Raw genomic sequence first — 16,084 nt, forward strand, 5'->3', positions numbered from 1 at the left:
CCGGCTGCGCGCCGCCGAGCCGTTGCCCGGCGCCCGCTCGGGGCGTGCCTCGTCCCGCCGATGCGCATCGATGCAACGATGCCGGCCGCTTCGACTCCAAGCTTCACCCCCACTGCAGACGGAGCGCGAAATGAGCACGCCGGACGACGCCTACCTTCAGTGGCTGGAAAGCCAGTCGATGCTAACGGCCGCCCGCGAGCGCGCCCGGCTCTACGCCGGTCAGGCGCGCCTCTGGCAGCGCCCCTATGCCCAGGCCCGCCCGCGCGATGCCAGCGCGATCGCCTCGGTATGGTTCACCGCCTACCCCGCCTCGATCGTCACCCGCGAAGGGGGCTCGGTGCTCCAGGCGATGGGCGACGAAGGCCTCTGGCATGCGCTGTCCGAGCTGGGCGTGCAAGGCATCCACAACGGGCCGACCAAACGCAGCGGCGGGCTGCGCGGGCACGACTTCACGCCGACCATCGACGGCAACTTCGACCGCATCAGCTTCGGCATCGACCCGGCCCTCGGCACCGAGGAGGAGATGCTGCAACTCAGCCGCATGGCCGCCGCGCACAATGCGGTGGTGATCGACGACATCATCCCGGCGCACACCGGCAAGGGCCCGGACTTCCGCCTCGCCGAGATGGCCTACGGCGACTACCCCGGCCTCTATCACATGGTCGAGATCCGCGAGGAAGACTGGGAGCTGCTGCCCGAGGTGCCGCCGGGGCGCGACTCGGTGAACCTGCTGCCGCCTGACGTCGACCGGCTCAAGGACAAGCACTACATCGTCGGCCAGCTGCAACGGGTGATCTTCTTCGAACCGGGCGTGAAGGAGACCGACTGGAGCGCCACCGCCCCGGTGACCGGCGCCGACGGCAAGGTCCGCCGCTGGGTCTACCTGCACTACTTCAAGGAAGGCCAGCCGTCGCTGAACTGGCTCGACCCGACCTTCGCCGCGCAGCAGCTGATCATCGGCGATGCGCTGCACGCCATCGACGTGACCGGCGCGCGCGTGCTGCGGCTCGATGCCAACGGCTTCCTCGGCGTCGAACGGCGCGCCGAGGGCACCGCCTGGTCCGAAGGCCATCCGCTGTCGGTGACCGGCAACCAGCTGCTCGCCGGCGCCATCCGCAAGGCCGGCGGCTTCAGCTTCCAGGAGCTGAACCTGACCATCGACGACATCGCCGCGATGTCGCATGGCGGCGCGGACCTGTCCTACGACTTCATCACCCGCCCGGCCTATCACCACGCGCTGCTGACCGGCGACACCGAATTCCTGCGGCTGATGATGCGCGAGGTGCACGCCTTCGGCATCGACCCGGCCTCGCTGATTCATGCGCTGCAGAACCATGACGAACTGACGCTGGAGCTGGTCCACTTCTGGACCCTGCACGCCTACGACCAGTACCACTACCACGGCCAGACGCTGCCCGGCAGCATCCTGCGCGAGCACATTCGCGAGGAGATGTACGAGCGCCTGACCGGCGAGCATGCGCCCTACAACCTCAAGTTCGTCACCAATGGCGTGGCCTGCACCACCGCCAGCGTGATCACCGCGGCGCTCGGCATCCGCGACCTGGACGCCATCACCCCGGCCGACATCGAGCAGATCCAGCGCCTGCACATCCTGCTGGTGATGTTCAACGCGATGCAGCCCGGCGTGTTCGCGCTGTCCGGCTGGGACATGGTCGGCGCCCTGCCGCTGGCGCCCGAGCAGGTCGAGCACCTGATGGGCGACGGCGACACCCGCTGGATCCACCGCGGCGCCTACGACCTGGCCGATCTCGACCCGGACGCCGACACCTCGGCCGAGGGCCTGCCGCGGGCGCGCTCGCTGTACGGCAGCCTGGCCAGCCAGTTGCAGTCGCCCGGCTCCTTCGCCTGCCAGCTCAAGCGCATCCTCAGCGTGCGGCGTGCCTACGACATCGCCGCGAGCCGGCAGATTCTGATTCCCGACGTGCAGACGCGCGGCCTGCTGGTGATGGTCCATGAGCTGCCGGCCGACAAGGGCGTGCAGATCACCGCGCTGAACTTCGGCGCCGAGCCGATCAGCGAAACCCTCTGCCTGCCGGGCATCGCCCCCGGACCGGTGGTGGACATCATCAACGAGCGCGTCGAAGGCGACCTGACCGAGGATTGCCAGCTGACCGTGAACCTCGACCCCTACGAAGGCCTGGCCCTGCGGGTGGTCAGCACCGCGCTGGCGATGTGATGCACGAGGGGGAAGGCGCGGCGCGGATCGGGTCGCGATCCGCGTCGGCGAGAGACGGCCGGGCAGCTGGCTGACTGACTGGGCCGGCCGGGCTCGCTATCAGCCGAACGCCGCGCGCAGCTCGGCCAGGGTGGCGTAGTGGTAGGCCGGCGATTCGGCCATCAGCTCGGCGTGGCTGCCGAAGCCGTAGCCCACCGCCACCGCGGCGAGCCCGTTGGCGCGAGCGCCGATCAGGTCGTGCTTGCGGTCGCCGATCATCAGCGTCTGCTCTGGATCGAGCCCTTCTTCGGCGATCACATGGGCGATCAGCTCGGCCTTGTCCGTGCGCGTGCCGTCCAGTTCGCTGCCGTAGATCATCGTGAAGTGATGATCGAAGGCGAAGTGGCGGGCGATTTCGCGGGCGAACACCGAGGGCTTGGAGGTCGCCACATAGAGCGTCCGGCCCTGGCCGCGCAGGTGTTCGAGCATCTCCAGCACGCCGTCGAACAGCAGATTCTCGTACAGCCCCACCCTCTTGAAGCGCTCGCGGTAATGGCCGACCGCCTCCCAGGCGCGCGCCTCGTCGAAGCCGTAGAAGGCCATGAACGCCTGCAACAGCGGCGGGCCGATGAAGGGCTCCAGCCGGGTCAGGTCCGGCTCGTCGATGCCGAGCTGCGCGAGGGCGTACTGAATCGAACGGGTGATGCCTTCGCGCGGGTCGGTGAGGGTGCCGTCGAGGTCGAACAGAAGCGTGGAATGGTGCATGGGCAGCGCCGGCAGCGGGGTGGCCGGCGATTTTCCCGTACCGGTCGAGGTCAGGGCAAATGACGATCGCGCGGGGCCGATGGCAGGCGCTTCGCCCCGGCGGTGGCCAAGGGGCAAAGCGTTGGTGCATCCGTAAGGCGTCGAAGCGGAACCGGGCTCAGGCGCCCTCGGCCAGGTGCTGGTCCTTCAGCTTCACGTAGTTGCCGGCGGTGTAGCTGAAGAAGCTGCGCTCCTTGTCGGTCAGCGGGCGGGCCTGTTTCACCGGACTGCCGACGTAGAGAAAGCCGCTTTCCAGCCGCTTGCCCGGTGGCACCAGGCTGCCGGCGCCGATGATGACCTCGTCCTCGACGATCGCCCCGTCCATCACGATCGAGCCCATGCCGACCAGGATGCGGCTGCCCAGCGTGCAGCCGTGCAGGGTGACCTTGTGACCGACGGTCACCTCGTCGCCGATCAGCAGGGGAAAGCCGTCCGGGTTGAACGGGCCGGCGTGGGTGATGTGCAGCACGCTGCCGTCCTGGATGCTGGTGCGCTGGCCGATGCGGATGCGGTGCATGTCGCCGCGGATCACCGTCAGCGGCCACACGGAGCTGTCTTCGCCGAGTTCGACGTCGCCGATGACCACGGCCGTGGCGTCGACGAACGCGCGCTGGCCCAGTTGCGGGGTGCTGCCCTGATAGCTGCGTATGGCCACGATAGAAACCTCTTTGGCTGCGGTGACAGGCGATTCTAATTAACATGACGGCCATTCGCTGGATTCGTCGCTGGCCCACAGGCTTGCATCGCCGGGAGTTTCGGCCCGGCCACTGTGGTCACAGTTCCATTCCCCGTCTTCGCAAGGTGCACCGTGAGCGCGAACAATCCCCTGCTGCAACCCTACGACCTGCCGCCCTATTCCGAGATTCGCCCCGAGCACGTCGAGCCGGCCGTCGACACCGTGCTGGCCGACAACCGGATCGCCCTGCAGGAGTTGCTCAGCCGTCCGAAGGAGAGCCTCGACTGGGCCACGCTGGTGGTCGGTCTGGACGAACTGAACGAACGCCTGAGCCGCGCCTGGAGCCCGATCGGGCACCTCAACTCGGTGAAGAACAGCCCCGAGCTGCGCAGCGCCTACGAGGCCTGCCTGCCCAAGCTGTCAGCCTACTGGACCGAGCTGGGGCAGAACCGCGAACTCTTCGAAGCCTACCGGGCGCTGGCCGAAAGCCCCGCCGCCGCCGGCTTCGACGTGGCGCAGAAGACCATCCTCGAACACGACCTGCGCGACTTCCGGCTGTCGGGCATCGACCTGCCGCCGGTCGAGCAGCAGCGCTTCGGCGCGATCCAGATGAAGCTCGCCGAGCTGGGCAGCACCTTCTCCAACCAGCTGCTCGACGCCACTCAGGCGTGGACCAAGCACGTCACCGATGAAGCCGCCCTGGCCGGGTTGACCGATTCGGCCAAGGCGCAGATGGCGCAGGCCGCCAAGGCCAAGGGGCTCGACGGTTGGCTGATCACCCTCGAATTCCCCAGCTACCACGCCGTGATGACCTACGCCGACGACCGCTCGCTGCGCCAGGAGGTCTATACCGCCTATTCCACCCGCGCCTCGGACCAGGGCCCGAATGCCGGCCAGTTCGACAACGGGCCGGTGATGAACCAGATCCTCGACCTGCGCCAGGAACTGGCGGGGCTGCTCGGTTTCGGCAACTACGCCGAGCTGTCGCTGGCGACCAAGATGGCCGACTCCACCGACCAGGTGCTGGGCTTCCTGCGTGACCTGGCGGTGCGCAGCAAGCCGCATGCCCGGCGTGACCTGGAAGAGCTGCGCGCCTTCGCCGCCGAGCAGGGCCTGGCCGATCTGCAAAGCTGGGACCTGGGCTACTACAGCGAAAAGCTGCGCCAGCAGCGTTATTCGCTGAACCAGGAAGCGCTGCGCGCCTACTTCCCGGTCGACAAGGTGCTGTTCGGCCTGTTCGCCATCGTGCATCGCCTCTACGGCATCGACATCGAGGAACTCGAAGGCTTCGACAGCTGGCACCGCGACGTGCGGCTGTTCGAAATCCGCGAGAACGGCCAGCACGTTGGCCGCTTCTTCCTCGATCTGTACGCCCGGGCGAACAAGCGCGGCGGCGCCTGGATGGACGGCGCCCGCGACAAGCGCCGCTGCGCCGACGGCAGCCTGCAGACGCCGGTGGCCAACCTGGTGTGCAACTTCACCCCGCCGGTGGGCGAGCAGCCGGCGCTGCTGACCCACGACGAGGTCACCACCCTGTTCCACGAATTCGGCCACGGCCTGCATCACCTGCTGACCCGCGTCGAGCATGCCGGCGCCTCGGGCATCAACGGCGTCGCCTGGGACGCGGTCGAGCTGCCGAGCCAGTTCATGGAGAACTGGTGCTGGGAGCCGGAAGGCCTGGCGCTGATCTCCGGCCACTACCAGACCGGCGAAACCCTGCCGCAGGACCTGTTGGACAAGATGCTCGCAGCGAAGAACTTCCAGTCCGGGCTGATGATGGTGCGCCAGCTCGAATTCTCGCTGTTCGACTTCGAGCTGCACGCGACCCACGGCGACGGTCGCGGCATCTACGAGGTGCTCGACGGCGTTCGCCAGGAGGTCTCGGTGCTGCCGCCGCCGGCCTGGAACCGCTTCCCCAACGGCTTCGCGCACATCTTCGCGGGCGGCTATGCGGCCGGCTACTACAGCTACAAGTGGGCCGAGGTGCTGTCGTCGGACGCCTACTCGCGCTTCGAGGAGGAAGGCGTGTTCAACGCCGAGACCGGTCGCGCCTTCCGCGACATGATCCTCGCGCGCGGCGGTTCGCAGGAGCCGATGGTGCTGTTCGTCGACTTCCGCGGCCGCGAGCCGAAGATCGACGCCCTGCTGCGCCACCTCGGCCTGACCGGAGCGGCGGCATGAGCGACGTGACCCCACCCACCAAACGCTTCATCGCCGGTGCCGTGTGCCCGGCGTGCAGCGCCCAGGACACCGTGAAGATGTGGGACGTCGACGGCGTGCCGCACCGAGAGTGCGTCGCCTGCGGCTTCGCCGACACGCTCAATGCGCAGGGCCAGTCGGTGCCGCTGGAGATCGGCACGCGGGTCAACCAGCCCAAGCCCGCCGCGGCGAGCCCGAACGTGCAGTCGGTGCAGTTCTTCCCCAACCCCAAGCTGAAGAAACCGCAGGACTGATCGTCCCGCGGCTGGTCTCGCGCGCCGTCAGCCTTCCACGCTGAAGGTCAGGCGCGCATCCACCCGGCCGTCGCCTGCGCGCTGCAACGCCGCATCGCGCAGGTAGACGCCCTGGCCCTGCAACTCGTCGAGCCAGTACAGCAGCAGGCTGTAGGACGCGCCCGGCAGGCTCACTTGCAGGCTGCCGTCGCCGCTCAGGTCGAAGCTCTCGATGCGCAGGTCGCGCTGCTGCGCCGTCTGCGTCACGACGCCCTGCAACTGCTCGGGCGGCAGCGTCGGGCGGTTGTCGCGCGCCAGCGAGCGGGCGAGGTCGGTGTTGCGCTCGAGGTAGGCGTGCAGTTCGCGCTGTTCCTCGAAGTAGGCGCGCGCGTCGGCGAGCTGGCGCTGCGCCGGCTGCCACAGCGCGACGTAGCCCACCACCAGCAGCAGGAAGGCGCCGAGCAGCGTCAGCGACAGCCGCTCACGCGGGGCCAGGCGCTGCCAGCGGTGCCACAGCGGTGACTGCACCAGGGCCTCGTTCATCCGTTGCTTGATGCTCATCGCGCTCATCCTCCGATCACCACGCGTGCGCTGACGCCGTCGCCGTCACGGCTGGCCGAGCCGAGCTCGACGTTCTGGCCGGTCGCCACCAGCCGCTGGCGCAGGTCTTCGAGGGCGGCGAAGTCCTGTGCCTGCACCTGCATGGCCAGCTCGCCGCGCGCATCGCTGTATTCCAGGTCGGCGATGGTCACCGGCGAACCGTCGGTGGCGGTGGCCGCGTGTTCGAGCAGACGCAGGAAACCGGCCGAGGCCACGGCCCCGCGGCCCAGGTGATCGTCGAACTGCGCCCGCAGGTTGACGATGCGGACGTCCTCCGGGAACAGCTCGCGGTACAGCGCCTCGCTCGCCGCCGCGTAGGCGTCGCCCTGGCGTTGCAGGTACCAGGCCTGCGCGACATTGAAGCCGAGCTGCACCGCCAGGATCACGCCAAGGATCGCCAGCACCGGCTTCCAGCGCCCGAGGCCCGTGCCGGCCGGGTGGATGGCGAAGTCGCCCTGCGCCAGGTTGATCGCCGCGCCACGGCCTTCGGCGAGCCAGCGATAGGGGTCGTCGAGCGGCTGGTAATCGTCCACGTCGCCCGGCCCTTCCGGCAGCGTGCCATGCGCATGCCGTGGCGCGGGGCATTGCGCGGCGAACGCCGGCCATTGCCGCGAGGGGAACGCCAGCCGCGGCTCCGGCGCGCCACCGAGCAGGGCGCGCTCGCCAAGAAACAGCAACTGCGCCTCGTCACGCGGCAACAGGTCCGCGTCGACATGCACCGCGACGATGTCCAGGCCCAGCGCGCGCAAGTCCTCCAGCCAGTCGGTGAGCAGCTGCCGGCGCACCGCGACCACCCGATCGCGGCCATCGGGCAGGGTCTCGCCGAGCGCCAGGTGCAGGTCGTCGATGGTCTCGGCAAGCAGCTCCTCGACCGCATACGCCAGCGCCTGGCGCACCCAGCGACCCTTGCGGGTCGGCAGCTCGACGGCGAAGAAGCTGCACACCTCCACCGGCAACACCAGCGCCAGCGTGCCGCTGGCGGCCGCCGCGCAGTCGCCGAGCGTCATCCAGCCACCCTCGCCGTCGCGGGCGAGCCAGTAGGCGCGGCTGTCGGCGCCGAGACGGGGGCCGCTGTCGGCCGGCAGAAACAGGCAATCCATGATGGGTTTCACTCTCCCTCGTTCGCTGTGGGGGTCGGCGCGGTGGGCCGTTGTCCGAGGTCACGGTAGATCACCCGGACCTCGCCGTCGGCCTCGCGCTTGAGCTGGCTGACCAGTACCAGTCGGCGATCGCCGAGGCTGACCTCGCTGGTCGCCTGAAAGAATTGACTCTCGACCGCCAGCGGGGTGCCCTCGAGCTCGGTGCCGGCCAGCGCCGGCTGCGCCAGGAACCCCGCGACGTCCTTGTAGCCGCCTTCCTTGCGGTTGTTGACCGCGGCCCGGGCGGCGGCCAGCGTCAGGCTCTCGTCGAGGCTGGCGAGCACCTGCGCGCCCACGGTGTTGACGTTCAGCGCGACATCCGCCGGCAGCGCGGTGACATGCGGGGCGAGACGCTGGAAGTCGCGCTCGCTCATGCCCAGCAGCAGCCGCAGTTCGGAGATGTCGTACAGGCGTCGGCCGGCCGTGCGATAGGGCGGGTCGAGCAGCCCGTAGGCGCTGTCTTCGGCACCGTTCTCGCCGGTGGTGGTCTGGTCCACGTCCATCCAGTCGACCAGCCGCTCGGCGTACGGCGCCTCGATATCCAGCCCCAGCAGCAAACGCTGGAACTGTTCGATCGCCGCGTCGTTGGCCTGCTGGTTCTGCACCAGGCTGTTGAGATTGAAACGCCCGGCGAGGTCCTCGATGCGAACGTGCAGGCTGCCGTCGTCCAGCTCGAACGCGGCGATGGGTTGCGCCCAGTCTTCGCCCAGGTGATCGACCCGCACCGCCGCGGCGCCGTCCTCGCCGTCTTCGCCGGCGGTGGCCACCGCGGCATCGGCTGCGGCGCCATTGGCGCCGGTGGAGGCGTCCGCCGGGGCGGTCGCGCCCGGGTCCTGTTCGGCATCGGTTTCGCTGCCGGTGCCTGTGCCGCTGCCCAGGCCGCCGCCGGCTTCCTCATCGGCCGCCTCGTCGTCCTCGGCATCGTCCTCGGCGGGCGCACCGGCTCCGCCTTCGTCCTCCAGGTCGCGGCGCAGCAGGGTGCGCGCCAACGCCTCGCCGCCGAGCGCGTACTGCCAGGCCTGGCGCGCCTGCATCTGGTTGCCGATGCTGCGGATCGACACCTGCTGGCGACCGATCAGCCCGGCGCACACCACCGTGACGATGGCCACCACCAGCAGCACGGTGATGAGCGCGACCCCGCGCTGGCGCCTCATGGCAGCAGCCCCGGATCGACTTCGCCCGGTACGCCCTCGGCGTCGCGCAGGCCCTGTTGGGTGATGGCGGTGCCATCCGGCAGGCGGATCAGCCGCACGATGCGGCCATAGCGCGGATGCTCCAGCGTCACCTCGACCGCCAGCGGCAGGCGTTCGGCATCGGTTTCCGGGCTGCCGCGATTGAAATCGAACGGCGGCCAGCTGGTCTGCCAGGTGTTCTGTCCGTCGAGAAAGCGCAACTCGAAGCCTTCGAGGTCGTCCAGCACGCGCTGCACCCGCGGCTCGCTCTCGACATCGCGGTCGAGCACCGTCCAGTAGACGCGCTCGAGCGTGTCGCCGACCAGGCGCCAGCGCACCCGCTGCACATCGGCGCGCCGCATGCCGGTCGGGTTGCGCCAGCCGACGCGGCTGAATTCCATCGCCACCTCGCCATCCTCCGGCTCCGGCTGGCTGAAGAAGGCGTAGCGCTCGTCGCCATAGGCATCGCGAACCGCGCGCGGCGCGGCCTGCACCAGGTCGCGCTCGAGGCGCCACAGGCCGCGGGTCAGGTCGCGCAGCGCCTGTTCCTGGGCGCGGGTGATCTCGTCGGTGCGCAGAACCGCTTCGAGCATGCGGTAGGTGCCGAGCGCCAGCAGCGCGAACAGGGCGATCGCGATCAGCAGCTCGAGCAGCGTGAAGCCGCGCTGGCGGGTCATCGGCCGGTCTCGACGAAGCCGGTGAGCTGGGTCACGGCGCGCTCTTCGATGGGAACGCCGGCGTCGGCCGGTAGCGTCGCGACCCACACGGTGACGCGCAGCAGGCCTGGCTCCTCGGTTTCCTCGACCTCGCTGCGCAGCGCCCAGCGACGGCCGGCGTAATCCAGCTCGGCGCCCTGCCGGCCGACGGCGGGCGCGCTCGGCGTGAGTTGCAGCTCGGTGAGGCGGTTGTCGGCGATCCAGCCGGCGAAGGTGACTTCTTCCAGCCGCGCCGCGTTGTTCAGGCTGCGGCCGGCGGCGGTCAGCATCACCGCGGCGACGGTGGCGAAGATCGCCAGCGCGACCAGCACTTCGAGCAGGGTGAAGGCCGCGTCCCGGCGACCGAAGCCTGCGTTCATCGACGCGCCTCGACCGGCTCGGCCTGCGGCAGGTTGAACCCGTCGGAGGCGATGACCCAGGCGCTGTCGCGCTCGTCACGTTCGGACAGGGTCAGGCGGAACGGCGACAGCTCGCCGCTGGAGAGGATCAGCACCTGCGGTTGCAGGCGGGTGCGCACTTCATGCCGAGGCGTCTCGCGTTCGTCGGGGGCGGTCGGGTCGGGCGCCGCGTCGTCGTCCTCGGCCGGCGGCGCGGCCAGTTCGAGCGGGGTGCCGTCGAGTTCCAGGTCCAGCCGCGCCCACTCGGGCACCCGGTGCGCCTGCGAGCGATCGGCGATCCAGCGCGCATCGGCCTCGTCGTAGTGCAGCACCTGGTAGCCCTCGTCATCGACCCACAGGCCGTACTCGCGGTTGTCCAGCACCGCCTCGTCGGCCAGCAGCCCGATCACCGCCGCCAGCCGCTGCGCCTCGTCGCGCAGCTCGCGCGAGGTGCTGGCCGTGCCCATCGAGAGCACGGCGAGGCTGACCAGGATGCCGAGGATGACCATCACCACCATCAGCTCGATGAGGGTGAAGCCGCGCGCAGCGCGGCCGAGGCGGGTGTGGCGCGGGTTCACGGGGCCGTCACAGGTCCCAGTTGCCGATGTCCGCGTTCAGGTCGCTGCCGCCCTGCTTGCCGTCGGCGCCGAGCGAGTAGAGGTCGAACGGCCCTTCGGTGCCCGGCGACAGGTACTGGTAGTCGTTGCCCCACGGGTCCTGCGGCAGGCGCTTGAGATAGCCGTCGCGGTTCCAGTTCTTCGGCTGCGGGTTGCCGGTCGGGCGCTCGACCAGCGCTTCGAGCCCCTGCTGGGTGCTGGGGTAGGCGAAGTTGTCCAGCTTGTACATGTCGAGGGCGGCGGCGATGGCCTTGATGTCGCCCTTGGCGACCGTGACCTTGGCCTGGTCCGGGCGGCTCATCACCTGCGGCACCACCAGCGCGGCGAGAATGCCGAGGATCACCACCACGACCATGATTTCGATGAGGGTGAAGCCCCTCTGGCGTACGTTGCGAAGCGTCATTGTCGGTTAACCCACCAATTGGTTGAGGGACAGGATAGGCAGCAGGATGGCCAGCACGATCACCAGCACCACCGCGCCCATGAAGACCAGCATAAAAGGTTCGAAGAGGCCGACCAGCAGCGAAATCTGCGCGGCGAGGTCGTTCTCCTGGTTGCGCGCGGTGCGCGCCAGCATCTGGTCGAGTTCGCCGGACTTTTCGCCGCTGGCGATCATGTGCAGCATCATCGGCGGGAATTCGCCGGTCGCCTCCAGCGCGCGGGTCAGGCTCGAGCCTTCGCGCACCTTCTGCGCGGCCTCGACCACCTTGTCGCGGATGCGCAGGTTGGCGATCACCGCCGCCGCGATGGACAGCGCCTCCACCAGCGGCACGCCGCTGCGCGTGAGGATCGCCAGGGTCGAGGCGAAGCGCGCCGTGTTGGTCGCGCGCGACAGCCGGCCGATCAGCGGAATCTTCAGGATGAAGCCGTGCCAGCGGCGCTTGAAGGCGTCGTCGCGCAGCGCGTAACGCAGCGCCAGCACCGCCCCGGCCGCGCCCAGCACCATCAGCCAGCCCCAGGCCTTGACCACGTCGCTGGCGGCGATCAGCCCGCGGGTCAGCGCCGGCAGCTCCTGCCCGGTGTTGACGAACACTTTCACCACGTCCGGCACCACGTAGCCGAGCAGGAAGCCGACGATGGTCACCGAGGCCAGCATCAGGATGACCGGGTAGAGCAGGGCGAGCTGAATCTTCTGCCGCGACTGCTGGCGCTGCTCGGTGTAGTCGGCGAGCTGGTCGAGCACCGGCCCGAGGTGGCCGGCATGCTCACCGGCGGCCACCGTGGCGCGGTACAGGTCGGGAAACGCCGAGGGGTATTCGCGCAGCGCGGTGGCCAGGCTGTGGCCTTCCATCACCCGCGCGCGCACCGCCAGCAGCATGGACTTGATCTTCTGCGACGCCGATTGCGCGGCCGTGGCGCGCAGGGCTTCCTCGATCGGCAGCGCGGCCTGCACCAGTGTCGAGAGCTGCCGCGTGACGAGCGCGAGGTCGCGTGCCGACAGCCCACGGGCGAAACCGAGCCCGCCCGCCGCTGCCGTCTCCCGCGCGCGGGTGGCCTTGACCTCCAGCGGCGCCCATTGCTTGTCGCGCAGCAGCTGCCGCGCCTGCCGTGGGCTGTCGGCCTCGATTAGGCCCTTCTGCTGCCGACCGCGCGGGTCGAGCGCGATGTATTCGAAGGCGGCCATCAGCGGTGTCCTTCGCCAATCGCAGGCGCGCTGGCCCCTTCGCGACCCAGGTCGCGCCTACAGGGTGCAGGCCGGCCGGACGCGCTGAGGGTCAGGGCGCTTCGCAAGCCGGCGGGCGAGCTCGCGCGAAGCGATGCCGGCGCGTTCAGGTCACTCTTCACGCGTCACCCGCAGCACTTCTTCGATGGTGGTGACGCCTTCGCGGACCTTGCGCATGCCGTCCTCGCGAATGCTCGGGCCGAGCTGGCGGGCGTGACGGACCATGTCCTGTTCGGTGGCGCGGGTGTGGATCATGCTGCGCAGGCGGTCGTCGAACAGCACCAGCTCGTAGATGCCGGTCCGCCCGCGGTAGCCGAGCCCGCGGCAGATGTCGCAGCCCTCGGCGTGGTAGAGCGTCGGCGCTTCGGCCGGGTCGGCGCCGAGCAGCGCGCATTCGGCCGAGTCGGCGACGTAGGGCCGCTTGCAGTCGTGGCACAGCACGCGCACCAGGCGCTGGGCGAGCACGCCGAGCAGCGACGAGGAAATGAGGAAAGGCTCGACGCCCATGTCGACCAGGCGGGTCACCGCGCCGATGGCGCTGTTGGTGTGCAGCGTGGAGAGCACCAGGTGACCGGTGAGCGAGGCCTGCACGGCCATGTCGGCGGTTTCCTGGTCGCGGATTTCGCCGACCATCACCACGTCCGGGTCCTGGCGCAGGATGGCGCGCAGGCCGCGGGCGAAGGTCATGTCGACCTTGGTGTTCACCTGGGTCTGGCCGATGCCCTCGAGGTGGTATTCGATCGGGTCCTCGACGGTGAGGATGTTGCGCGTGCGGTCGTTCAGCGTGGTCAGGCTGGCGTACAGCGTGGTGGTCTTGCCCGAGCCGGTCGGCCCGGTGACGAGGATGATGCCGTGCGGCTTGCGCACCGCCTCCTCGAGCCGCTGGCGGTCGCGCTCGCTCATGCCCAGGTGCTTGAGCGTCAGGCGCCCGGCCTGTTTGTCCAGCAGGCGCAGCACCACGCGCTCGCCATTGGCCGAGGGCAGCGTCGAGACGCGGATGTCGACCTCGCGCCCGCCGACGCGCAGCGAAATGCGGCCGTCCTGCGGGATGCGCTTCTCGGCGATGTCGAGCCGCGCCATGACCTTGATCCGCGAGACCAGCAGCGCCGCCAGCTCGCGCTTGGGCTGCACCACCTCGCGCAGGATGCCGTCGACGCGGAAGCGGATCACCAGGCGCTTCTCGAAGGTTTCGATATGGATGTCCGAGGCGTTCTCGGCAATGGCCTCGCCGAGGATCGCGTTGATCAGGCGGATGATCGGCGCGTCGTCTTCCTGCTCGAGCAGGTCTTCGGTTTCCTGGATCTGGTCGGCCAGGCTGGCCAGGTCCATGTCGGCACCGAGCCCCTCGACCATCGTCATGGCGCCGCTGGAGTCGTGCCGATAGGCCTCGCCGAGCGCGCGGTCGAACTCGGCTTCGGCCAGCCACTGCATCGGCAGGGGCGTCCCGGCCAGCCGCTGGGCCTCTTGCAGCGCCGTCAGCGCCGCGCCTTCACGCGCGCACAGGCGCGGGCCGCCGGCCTCGTCTAGCAGCAGCACGCCGTGGCGGCGGGCGAAGGCGAACGGCAGGCGGCGCTGGACGGGCGCGTCCAGGGCGGGGAGGTCGGTCATGTCCAGTTCGGGCATCGGGCGTGTTCCTGCTAGCAGTCGAAGCCAAGGGCCGTCGGCACGTCACGCCATCGGCCGCAACGCACGGCTGCGCCGGCTATGGATTACAGCGTTTCGATGACAATTGCTGTCATCCGCTCTCAGGGAAGGCGCTTTATAAGCATTAACGCGGTCCGTGGGAAACGCCAATCCAATCGCGCGACGAGTGGCGGCGATGGCGTTCTGACAGCGCGACCGACGGTTGGTGCGATGACCGGCCGGGCCGCCGGCATGACGCATTGCCGCCTTGGATGACGCGCCATTCACGCCCGCCCGACGGCGTGTCGGCGCCGCCTGGGCGCGGTCCGAGTGACCGCTGCCGAACCGAGGCCTGTAGTGGCCGACGCCGGAGCGGCCGTTGGCGTCGTCGCCGGTACTGCCGGTCGAGCGGGCCGAAGCGGCGCGGCCTGCGGTCGTTACCCTGTCTGTATCGCGCTGCGTGGACGGTGGGTCAGCCGGTGACTTGTAGTCCCCTATAAGTTTCGCTCCAATTTTCTTGATGGCCTGGCGCTTCGCCTGCAAAATGCCGCGCCGCTGTCGTTTCAAACAGTCGTATGTCACGGCGAACCAGCCAGGCCCCTACCGGTCTTGTCACGATCACTAGGAGTACAAGAACAATGCACATCGGTGTGCCTCTTGAAACCCGAGCCGGAGAAACGCGCGTCGCCGCCACTCCGGAAACCATCAAGAAGCTGATCGGCCAGGGCCATCAGGTCACGGTGCAACGCGGTGCCGGCATCAGTGCCAGCGTGCCGGACAGCGCCTTCGAAGCCGTGGGCGCCAGCCTCGGCGATGCCGCCGCCGCGTTTGGCGCCGACATCGTGCTCAAGGTGACCGCGCCGGATGCCTCCGAGCTGGGTCTGATGCGCAGCGGCGCCGTACTGGTCGGTATGCTCAACCCCTTCGACAACGACACCATCGCCCGCATGGCCGAGCGCGGCATCACCGCCTTCGCCCTCGAAGCGGCGCCGCGCACCTCGCGCGCGCAGAGCCTGGACGTGCTGTCGTCGCAGGCCAACATCGCCGGCTACAAGGCGGTGATGGTCGCCGCCAACCAGTACCCGCGCTTCATGCCGATGCTGATGACCGCCGCCGGTACCGTGAAGGCCGCGCGGGTGCTGATCCTCGGCGCCGGTGTCGCCGGCCTGCAGGCCATCGCCACGGCCAAGCGCCTGGGCGCGGTGATCGAGGCCTCGGACGTGCGCCCGGCGGTGAAGGAGCAGATCGAATCGCTCGGCGCCAAGTTCGTCGACGTGCCGTTCGAGACCGATGAGGAGCGCGAGTGCGCCGAAGGCGTCGGTGGCTACGCCCGACCGATGCCCGCGTCGTGGATGGCGCGCCAGGCGCAGGCCGTACACGAGCGCGCCAAGCAGGCCGACATCGTGATCACCACCGCGCTGATCCCCGGCCGCCGGGCGCCGACGCTGCTCAAGGAAGAGACCGTGCAGCAGATGAAGCCCGGCTCGGTGGTCGTCGACCTCGCCGCTGCCCAGGGCGGCAACTGCCCACTGACCGAAGCCGACCAGGTGGTGGTCAGGCATGGCGTGACGATCGTCGGCTACACCAACCTGGCGGCGCTCGTCCCGGCCGACGCCTCGGCGCTGTATGCGCGCAACCTGCTCGATTTCCTCAAGCTGGTGATCGACAAGGATGGCCAGTTCCAGCTCAACCTCGAAGACGACATCGTCGCCGCGTGCCTGATGTGCCGCGACGGCCAGGTCGTGCGCACCAACGGTTAAGGGAGCCCTGAAAATGGATCTGATCTCTGACGGCATCTACAACCTGATCATCTTCGTGCTGGCGATCTACGTCGGCTATCACGTGGTCTGGAACGTCACCCCCGCGCTGCACACGCCGCTGATGGCGGTCACCAACGCGATCTCGGCGATCGTCATCGTCGGCGCCATGATGGCCGCCGCGCTGACCGAGACCGGCCTGGGCAAGACGATGGGCACCCTGGCCGTGGCGCTCGCCGCCGTTAACGTGTTCGGTGGCTTCATGGTCACTCGGCGCATGCTGGAAATGTTCAAGAAGAAGGCGCCGAAGGCGCAGGCGGAGAAGCACTGAC

General features: G+C 69.2%; 16 protein-coding genes. 5 read left to right on the plus strand and 11 right to left on the minus strand.

Going from position 1 to position 16,084, the window contains the following annotated elements; all coding sequences use genetic code 11:
• Positions 1-130: 130 nt before the first annotated feature.
• Positions 131-2,197, plus strand: coding sequence for a maltose alpha-D-glucosyltransferase (gene treS / locus D7325_RS15580; RefSeq protein WP_120997230.1), 2,067 nt, complete (start codon positions 131-133; stop codon positions 2,195-2,197).
• Positions 2,198-2,296: 99 nt separating this feature from the next.
• Here the strand turns inward: treS and D7325_RS15585 are convergent, their stop codons facing one another.
• Both D7325_RS15585 and D7325_RS15590 read right to left on the minus strand, forming a co-directional pair.
• A complete protein-coding gene (locus D7325_RS15585; RefSeq protein WP_120997232.1) occupies positions 2,297-2,941 on the minus strand; it encodes an HAD family hydrolase in 645 nt (214 codons plus the stop codon).
• Positions 2,942-3,098: 157 nt separating this feature from the next.
• Complete coding sequence (locus tag D7325_RS15590) at positions 3,099-3,635, minus strand: gamma carbonic anhydrase family protein (RefSeq protein WP_120997234.1); 537 nt, start codon at positions 3,633-3,635, stop codon at positions 3,099-3,101.
• 153 nt (positions 3,636-3,788) lie between these two features.
• On the opposite strand from D7325_RS15590, the gene prlC reads away from it, so the two are divergent.
• On the plus strand, positions 3,789-5,837 hold the full coding sequence (gene prlC, locus D7325_RS15595; protein ID WP_120997244.1) for an oligopeptidase A: 2,049 nt from the start codon (positions 3,789-3,791) through the stop codon (positions 5,835-5,837).
• Positions 5,834-6,109 (plus strand): YheV family putative zinc ribbon protein, encoded by a 276-nt coding sequence (locus D7325_RS15600; protein ID WP_120997246.1) that lies wholly within the window; start codon positions 5,834-5,836, stop codon positions 6,107-6,109. The genes prlC and D7325_RS15600 overlap by 4 nt, the downstream gene beginning before the upstream one ends.
• Positions 6,110-6,136: 27 nt before the next feature.
• On the opposite strand, the gene D7325_RS15605 is transcribed toward D7325_RS15600, so the two are convergent.
• From D7325_RS15605 to gspE, 9 genes are all read right to left on the minus strand, one after another.
• Positions 6,137-6,649: a type II secretion system protein M gene (locus tag D7325_RS15605; RefSeq protein ID WP_120997248.1), complete on the minus strand. Its 513-nt coding sequence runs from the start codon at positions 6,647-6,649 to the stop codon at positions 6,137-6,139.
• Positions 6,650-6,654: 5 nt separating this feature from the next.
• Positions 6,655-7,788: a type II secretion system protein GspL gene (gspL, locus tag D7325_RS15610; RefSeq protein ID WP_120997478.1), complete on the minus strand. Its 1,134-nt coding sequence runs from the start codon at positions 7,786-7,788 to the stop codon at positions 6,655-6,657.
• An 8-nt stretch (positions 7,789-7,796) separates the two neighbouring features.
• Positions 7,797-8,981: a type II secretion system minor pseudopilin GspK gene (gene gspK / locus D7325_RS15615; RefSeq protein ID WP_245962096.1), complete on the minus strand. Its 1,185-nt coding sequence runs from the start codon at positions 8,979-8,981 to the stop codon at positions 7,797-7,799.
• Entirely contained in the window at positions 8,978-9,676 is a 699-nt protein-coding gene (gene gspJ, locus D7325_RS15620) for a type II secretion system minor pseudopilin GspJ (protein ID WP_120997250.1), read from the minus strand. Before gspJ ends, gspK begins: the two co-directional genes overlap by 4 nt.
• Positions 9,673-10,074: a type II secretion system minor pseudopilin GspI gene (gspI, locus tag D7325_RS15625; RefSeq protein ID WP_120997252.1), complete on the minus strand. Its 402-nt coding sequence runs from the start codon at positions 10,072-10,074 to the stop codon at positions 9,673-9,675. Before gspI ends, gspJ begins: the two co-directional genes overlap by 4 nt.
• Entirely contained in the window at positions 10,071-10,610 is a 540-nt protein-coding gene (gene gspH / locus D7325_RS15630; protein WP_120997481.1) for a type II secretion system minor pseudopilin GspH, read from the minus strand. Before gspH ends, gspI begins: the two co-directional genes overlap by 4 nt.
• Before the next feature lie 67 nt (positions 10,611-10,677).
• Entirely contained in the window at positions 10,678-11,112 is a 435-nt protein-coding gene (gene gspG, locus D7325_RS15635; protein ID WP_120997254.1) for a type II secretion system major pseudopilin GspG, read from the minus strand.
• Between the two features lie 6 nt (positions 11,113-11,118).
• Positions 11,119-12,333 carry a GspF family T2SS innner membrane protein variant XcpS gene (gene xcpS, locus D7325_RS15640; protein WP_120997256.1) on the minus strand — a complete coding sequence of 405 codons (1,215 nt, stop codon included), beginning with the start codon at positions 12,331-12,333 and terminating at the stop codon, positions 11,119-11,121.
• Positions 12,334-12,483: 150 nt separating this feature from the next.
• A complete protein-coding gene (gspE, locus tag D7325_RS15645; protein WP_120997258.1) occupies positions 12,484-13,995 on the minus strand; it encodes a type II secretion system ATPase GspE in 1,512 nt (503 codons plus the stop codon).
• A gap of 638 nt (positions 13,996-14,633) precedes the next feature.
• On the opposite strand from gspE, the gene D7325_RS15650 reads away from it, so the two are divergent.
• Positions 14,634-15,755 (plus strand): Re/Si-specific NAD(P)(+) transhydrogenase subunit alpha, encoded by a 1,122-nt coding sequence (locus tag D7325_RS15650; protein ID WP_120997260.1) that lies wholly within the window; start codon positions 14,634-14,636, stop codon positions 15,753-15,755.
• Between the two features lie 13 nt (positions 15,756-15,768).
• On the plus strand, positions 15,769-16,083 hold the full coding sequence (locus tag D7325_RS15655) for an NAD(P) transhydrogenase subunit alpha part 2 (protein WP_120997262.1): 315 nt from the start codon (positions 15,769-15,771) through the stop codon (positions 16,081-16,083).
• Position 16,084: the final 1 nt, after the last annotated feature.

The sequence above is a fragment of the Stutzerimonas urumqiensis genome, from assembly GCF_003640395.1.
GTDB classification, from domain to species: domain Bacteria; phylum Pseudomonadota; class Gammaproteobacteria; order Pseudomonadales; family Pseudomonadaceae; genus Stutzerimonas; species Stutzerimonas urumqiensis.

What these genes read in the sequence shown, in the direction of transcription:
- treS (WP_120997230.1), top strand. Translation starts at nt 131, where the DNA reads ATGAGCACGCCGGACGACGCCTACCTTCAGTGGCTGGAAAGCCAGTCG.
- D7325_RS15585 (WP_120997232.1), bottom strand. Translation starts at nt 2,941, where the DNA reads ATGCACCATTCCACGCTTCTGTTCGACCTCGACGGCACCCTCACCGAC.
- D7325_RS15600 (WP_120997246.1), top strand. Translation starts at nt 5,834, where the DNA reads ATGAGCGACGTGACCCCACCCACCAAACGCTTCATCGCCGGTGCCGTG.
- D7325_RS15605 (WP_120997248.1), bottom strand. Translation starts at nt 6,649, where the DNA reads ATGAGCATCAAGCAACGGATGAACGAGGCCCTGGTGCAGTCACCGCTG.
- gspL (WP_120997478.1), bottom strand. Translation starts at nt 7,788, where the DNA reads ATGGATTGCCTGTTTCTGCCGGCCGACAGCGGCCCCCGTCTCGGCGCC.
- gspK (WP_245962096.1), bottom strand. Translation starts at nt 8,981, where the DNA reads ATGAGGCGCCAGCGCGGGGTCGCGCTCATCACCGTGCTGCTGGTGGTG.
- gspJ (WP_120997250.1), bottom strand. Translation starts at nt 9,676, where the DNA reads ATGACCCGCCAGCGCGGCTTCACGCTGCTCGAGCTGCTGATCGCGATC.
- gspI (WP_120997252.1), bottom strand. Translation starts at nt 10,074, where the DNA reads ATGAACGCAGGCTTCGGTCGCCGGGACGCGGCCTTCACCCTGCTCGAA.
- gspH (WP_120997481.1), bottom strand. Translation starts at nt 10,610, where the DNA reads ATGGTGGTGATGGTCATCCTCGGCATCCTGGTCAGCCTCGCCGTGCTC.
- gspG (WP_120997254.1), bottom strand. Translation starts at nt 11,112, where the DNA reads ATGACGCTTCGCAACGTACGCCAGAGGGGCTTCACCCTCATCGAAATC.
- xcpS (WP_120997256.1), bottom strand. Translation starts at nt 12,333, where the DNA reads ATGGCCGCCTTCGAATACATCGCGCTCGACCCGCGCGGTCGGCAGCAG.
- gspE (WP_120997258.1), bottom strand. Translation starts at nt 13,995, where the DNA reads ATGCCCGAACTGGACATGACCGACCTCCCCGCCCTGGACGCGCCCGTC.
- D7325_RS15650 (WP_120997260.1), top strand. Translation starts at nt 14,634, where the DNA reads ATGCACATCGGTGTGCCTCTTGAAACCCGAGCCGGAGAAACGCGCGTC.
- D7325_RS15655 (WP_120997262.1), top strand. Translation starts at nt 15,769, where the DNA reads ATGGATCTGATCTCTGACGGCATCTACAACCTGATCATCTTCGTGCTG.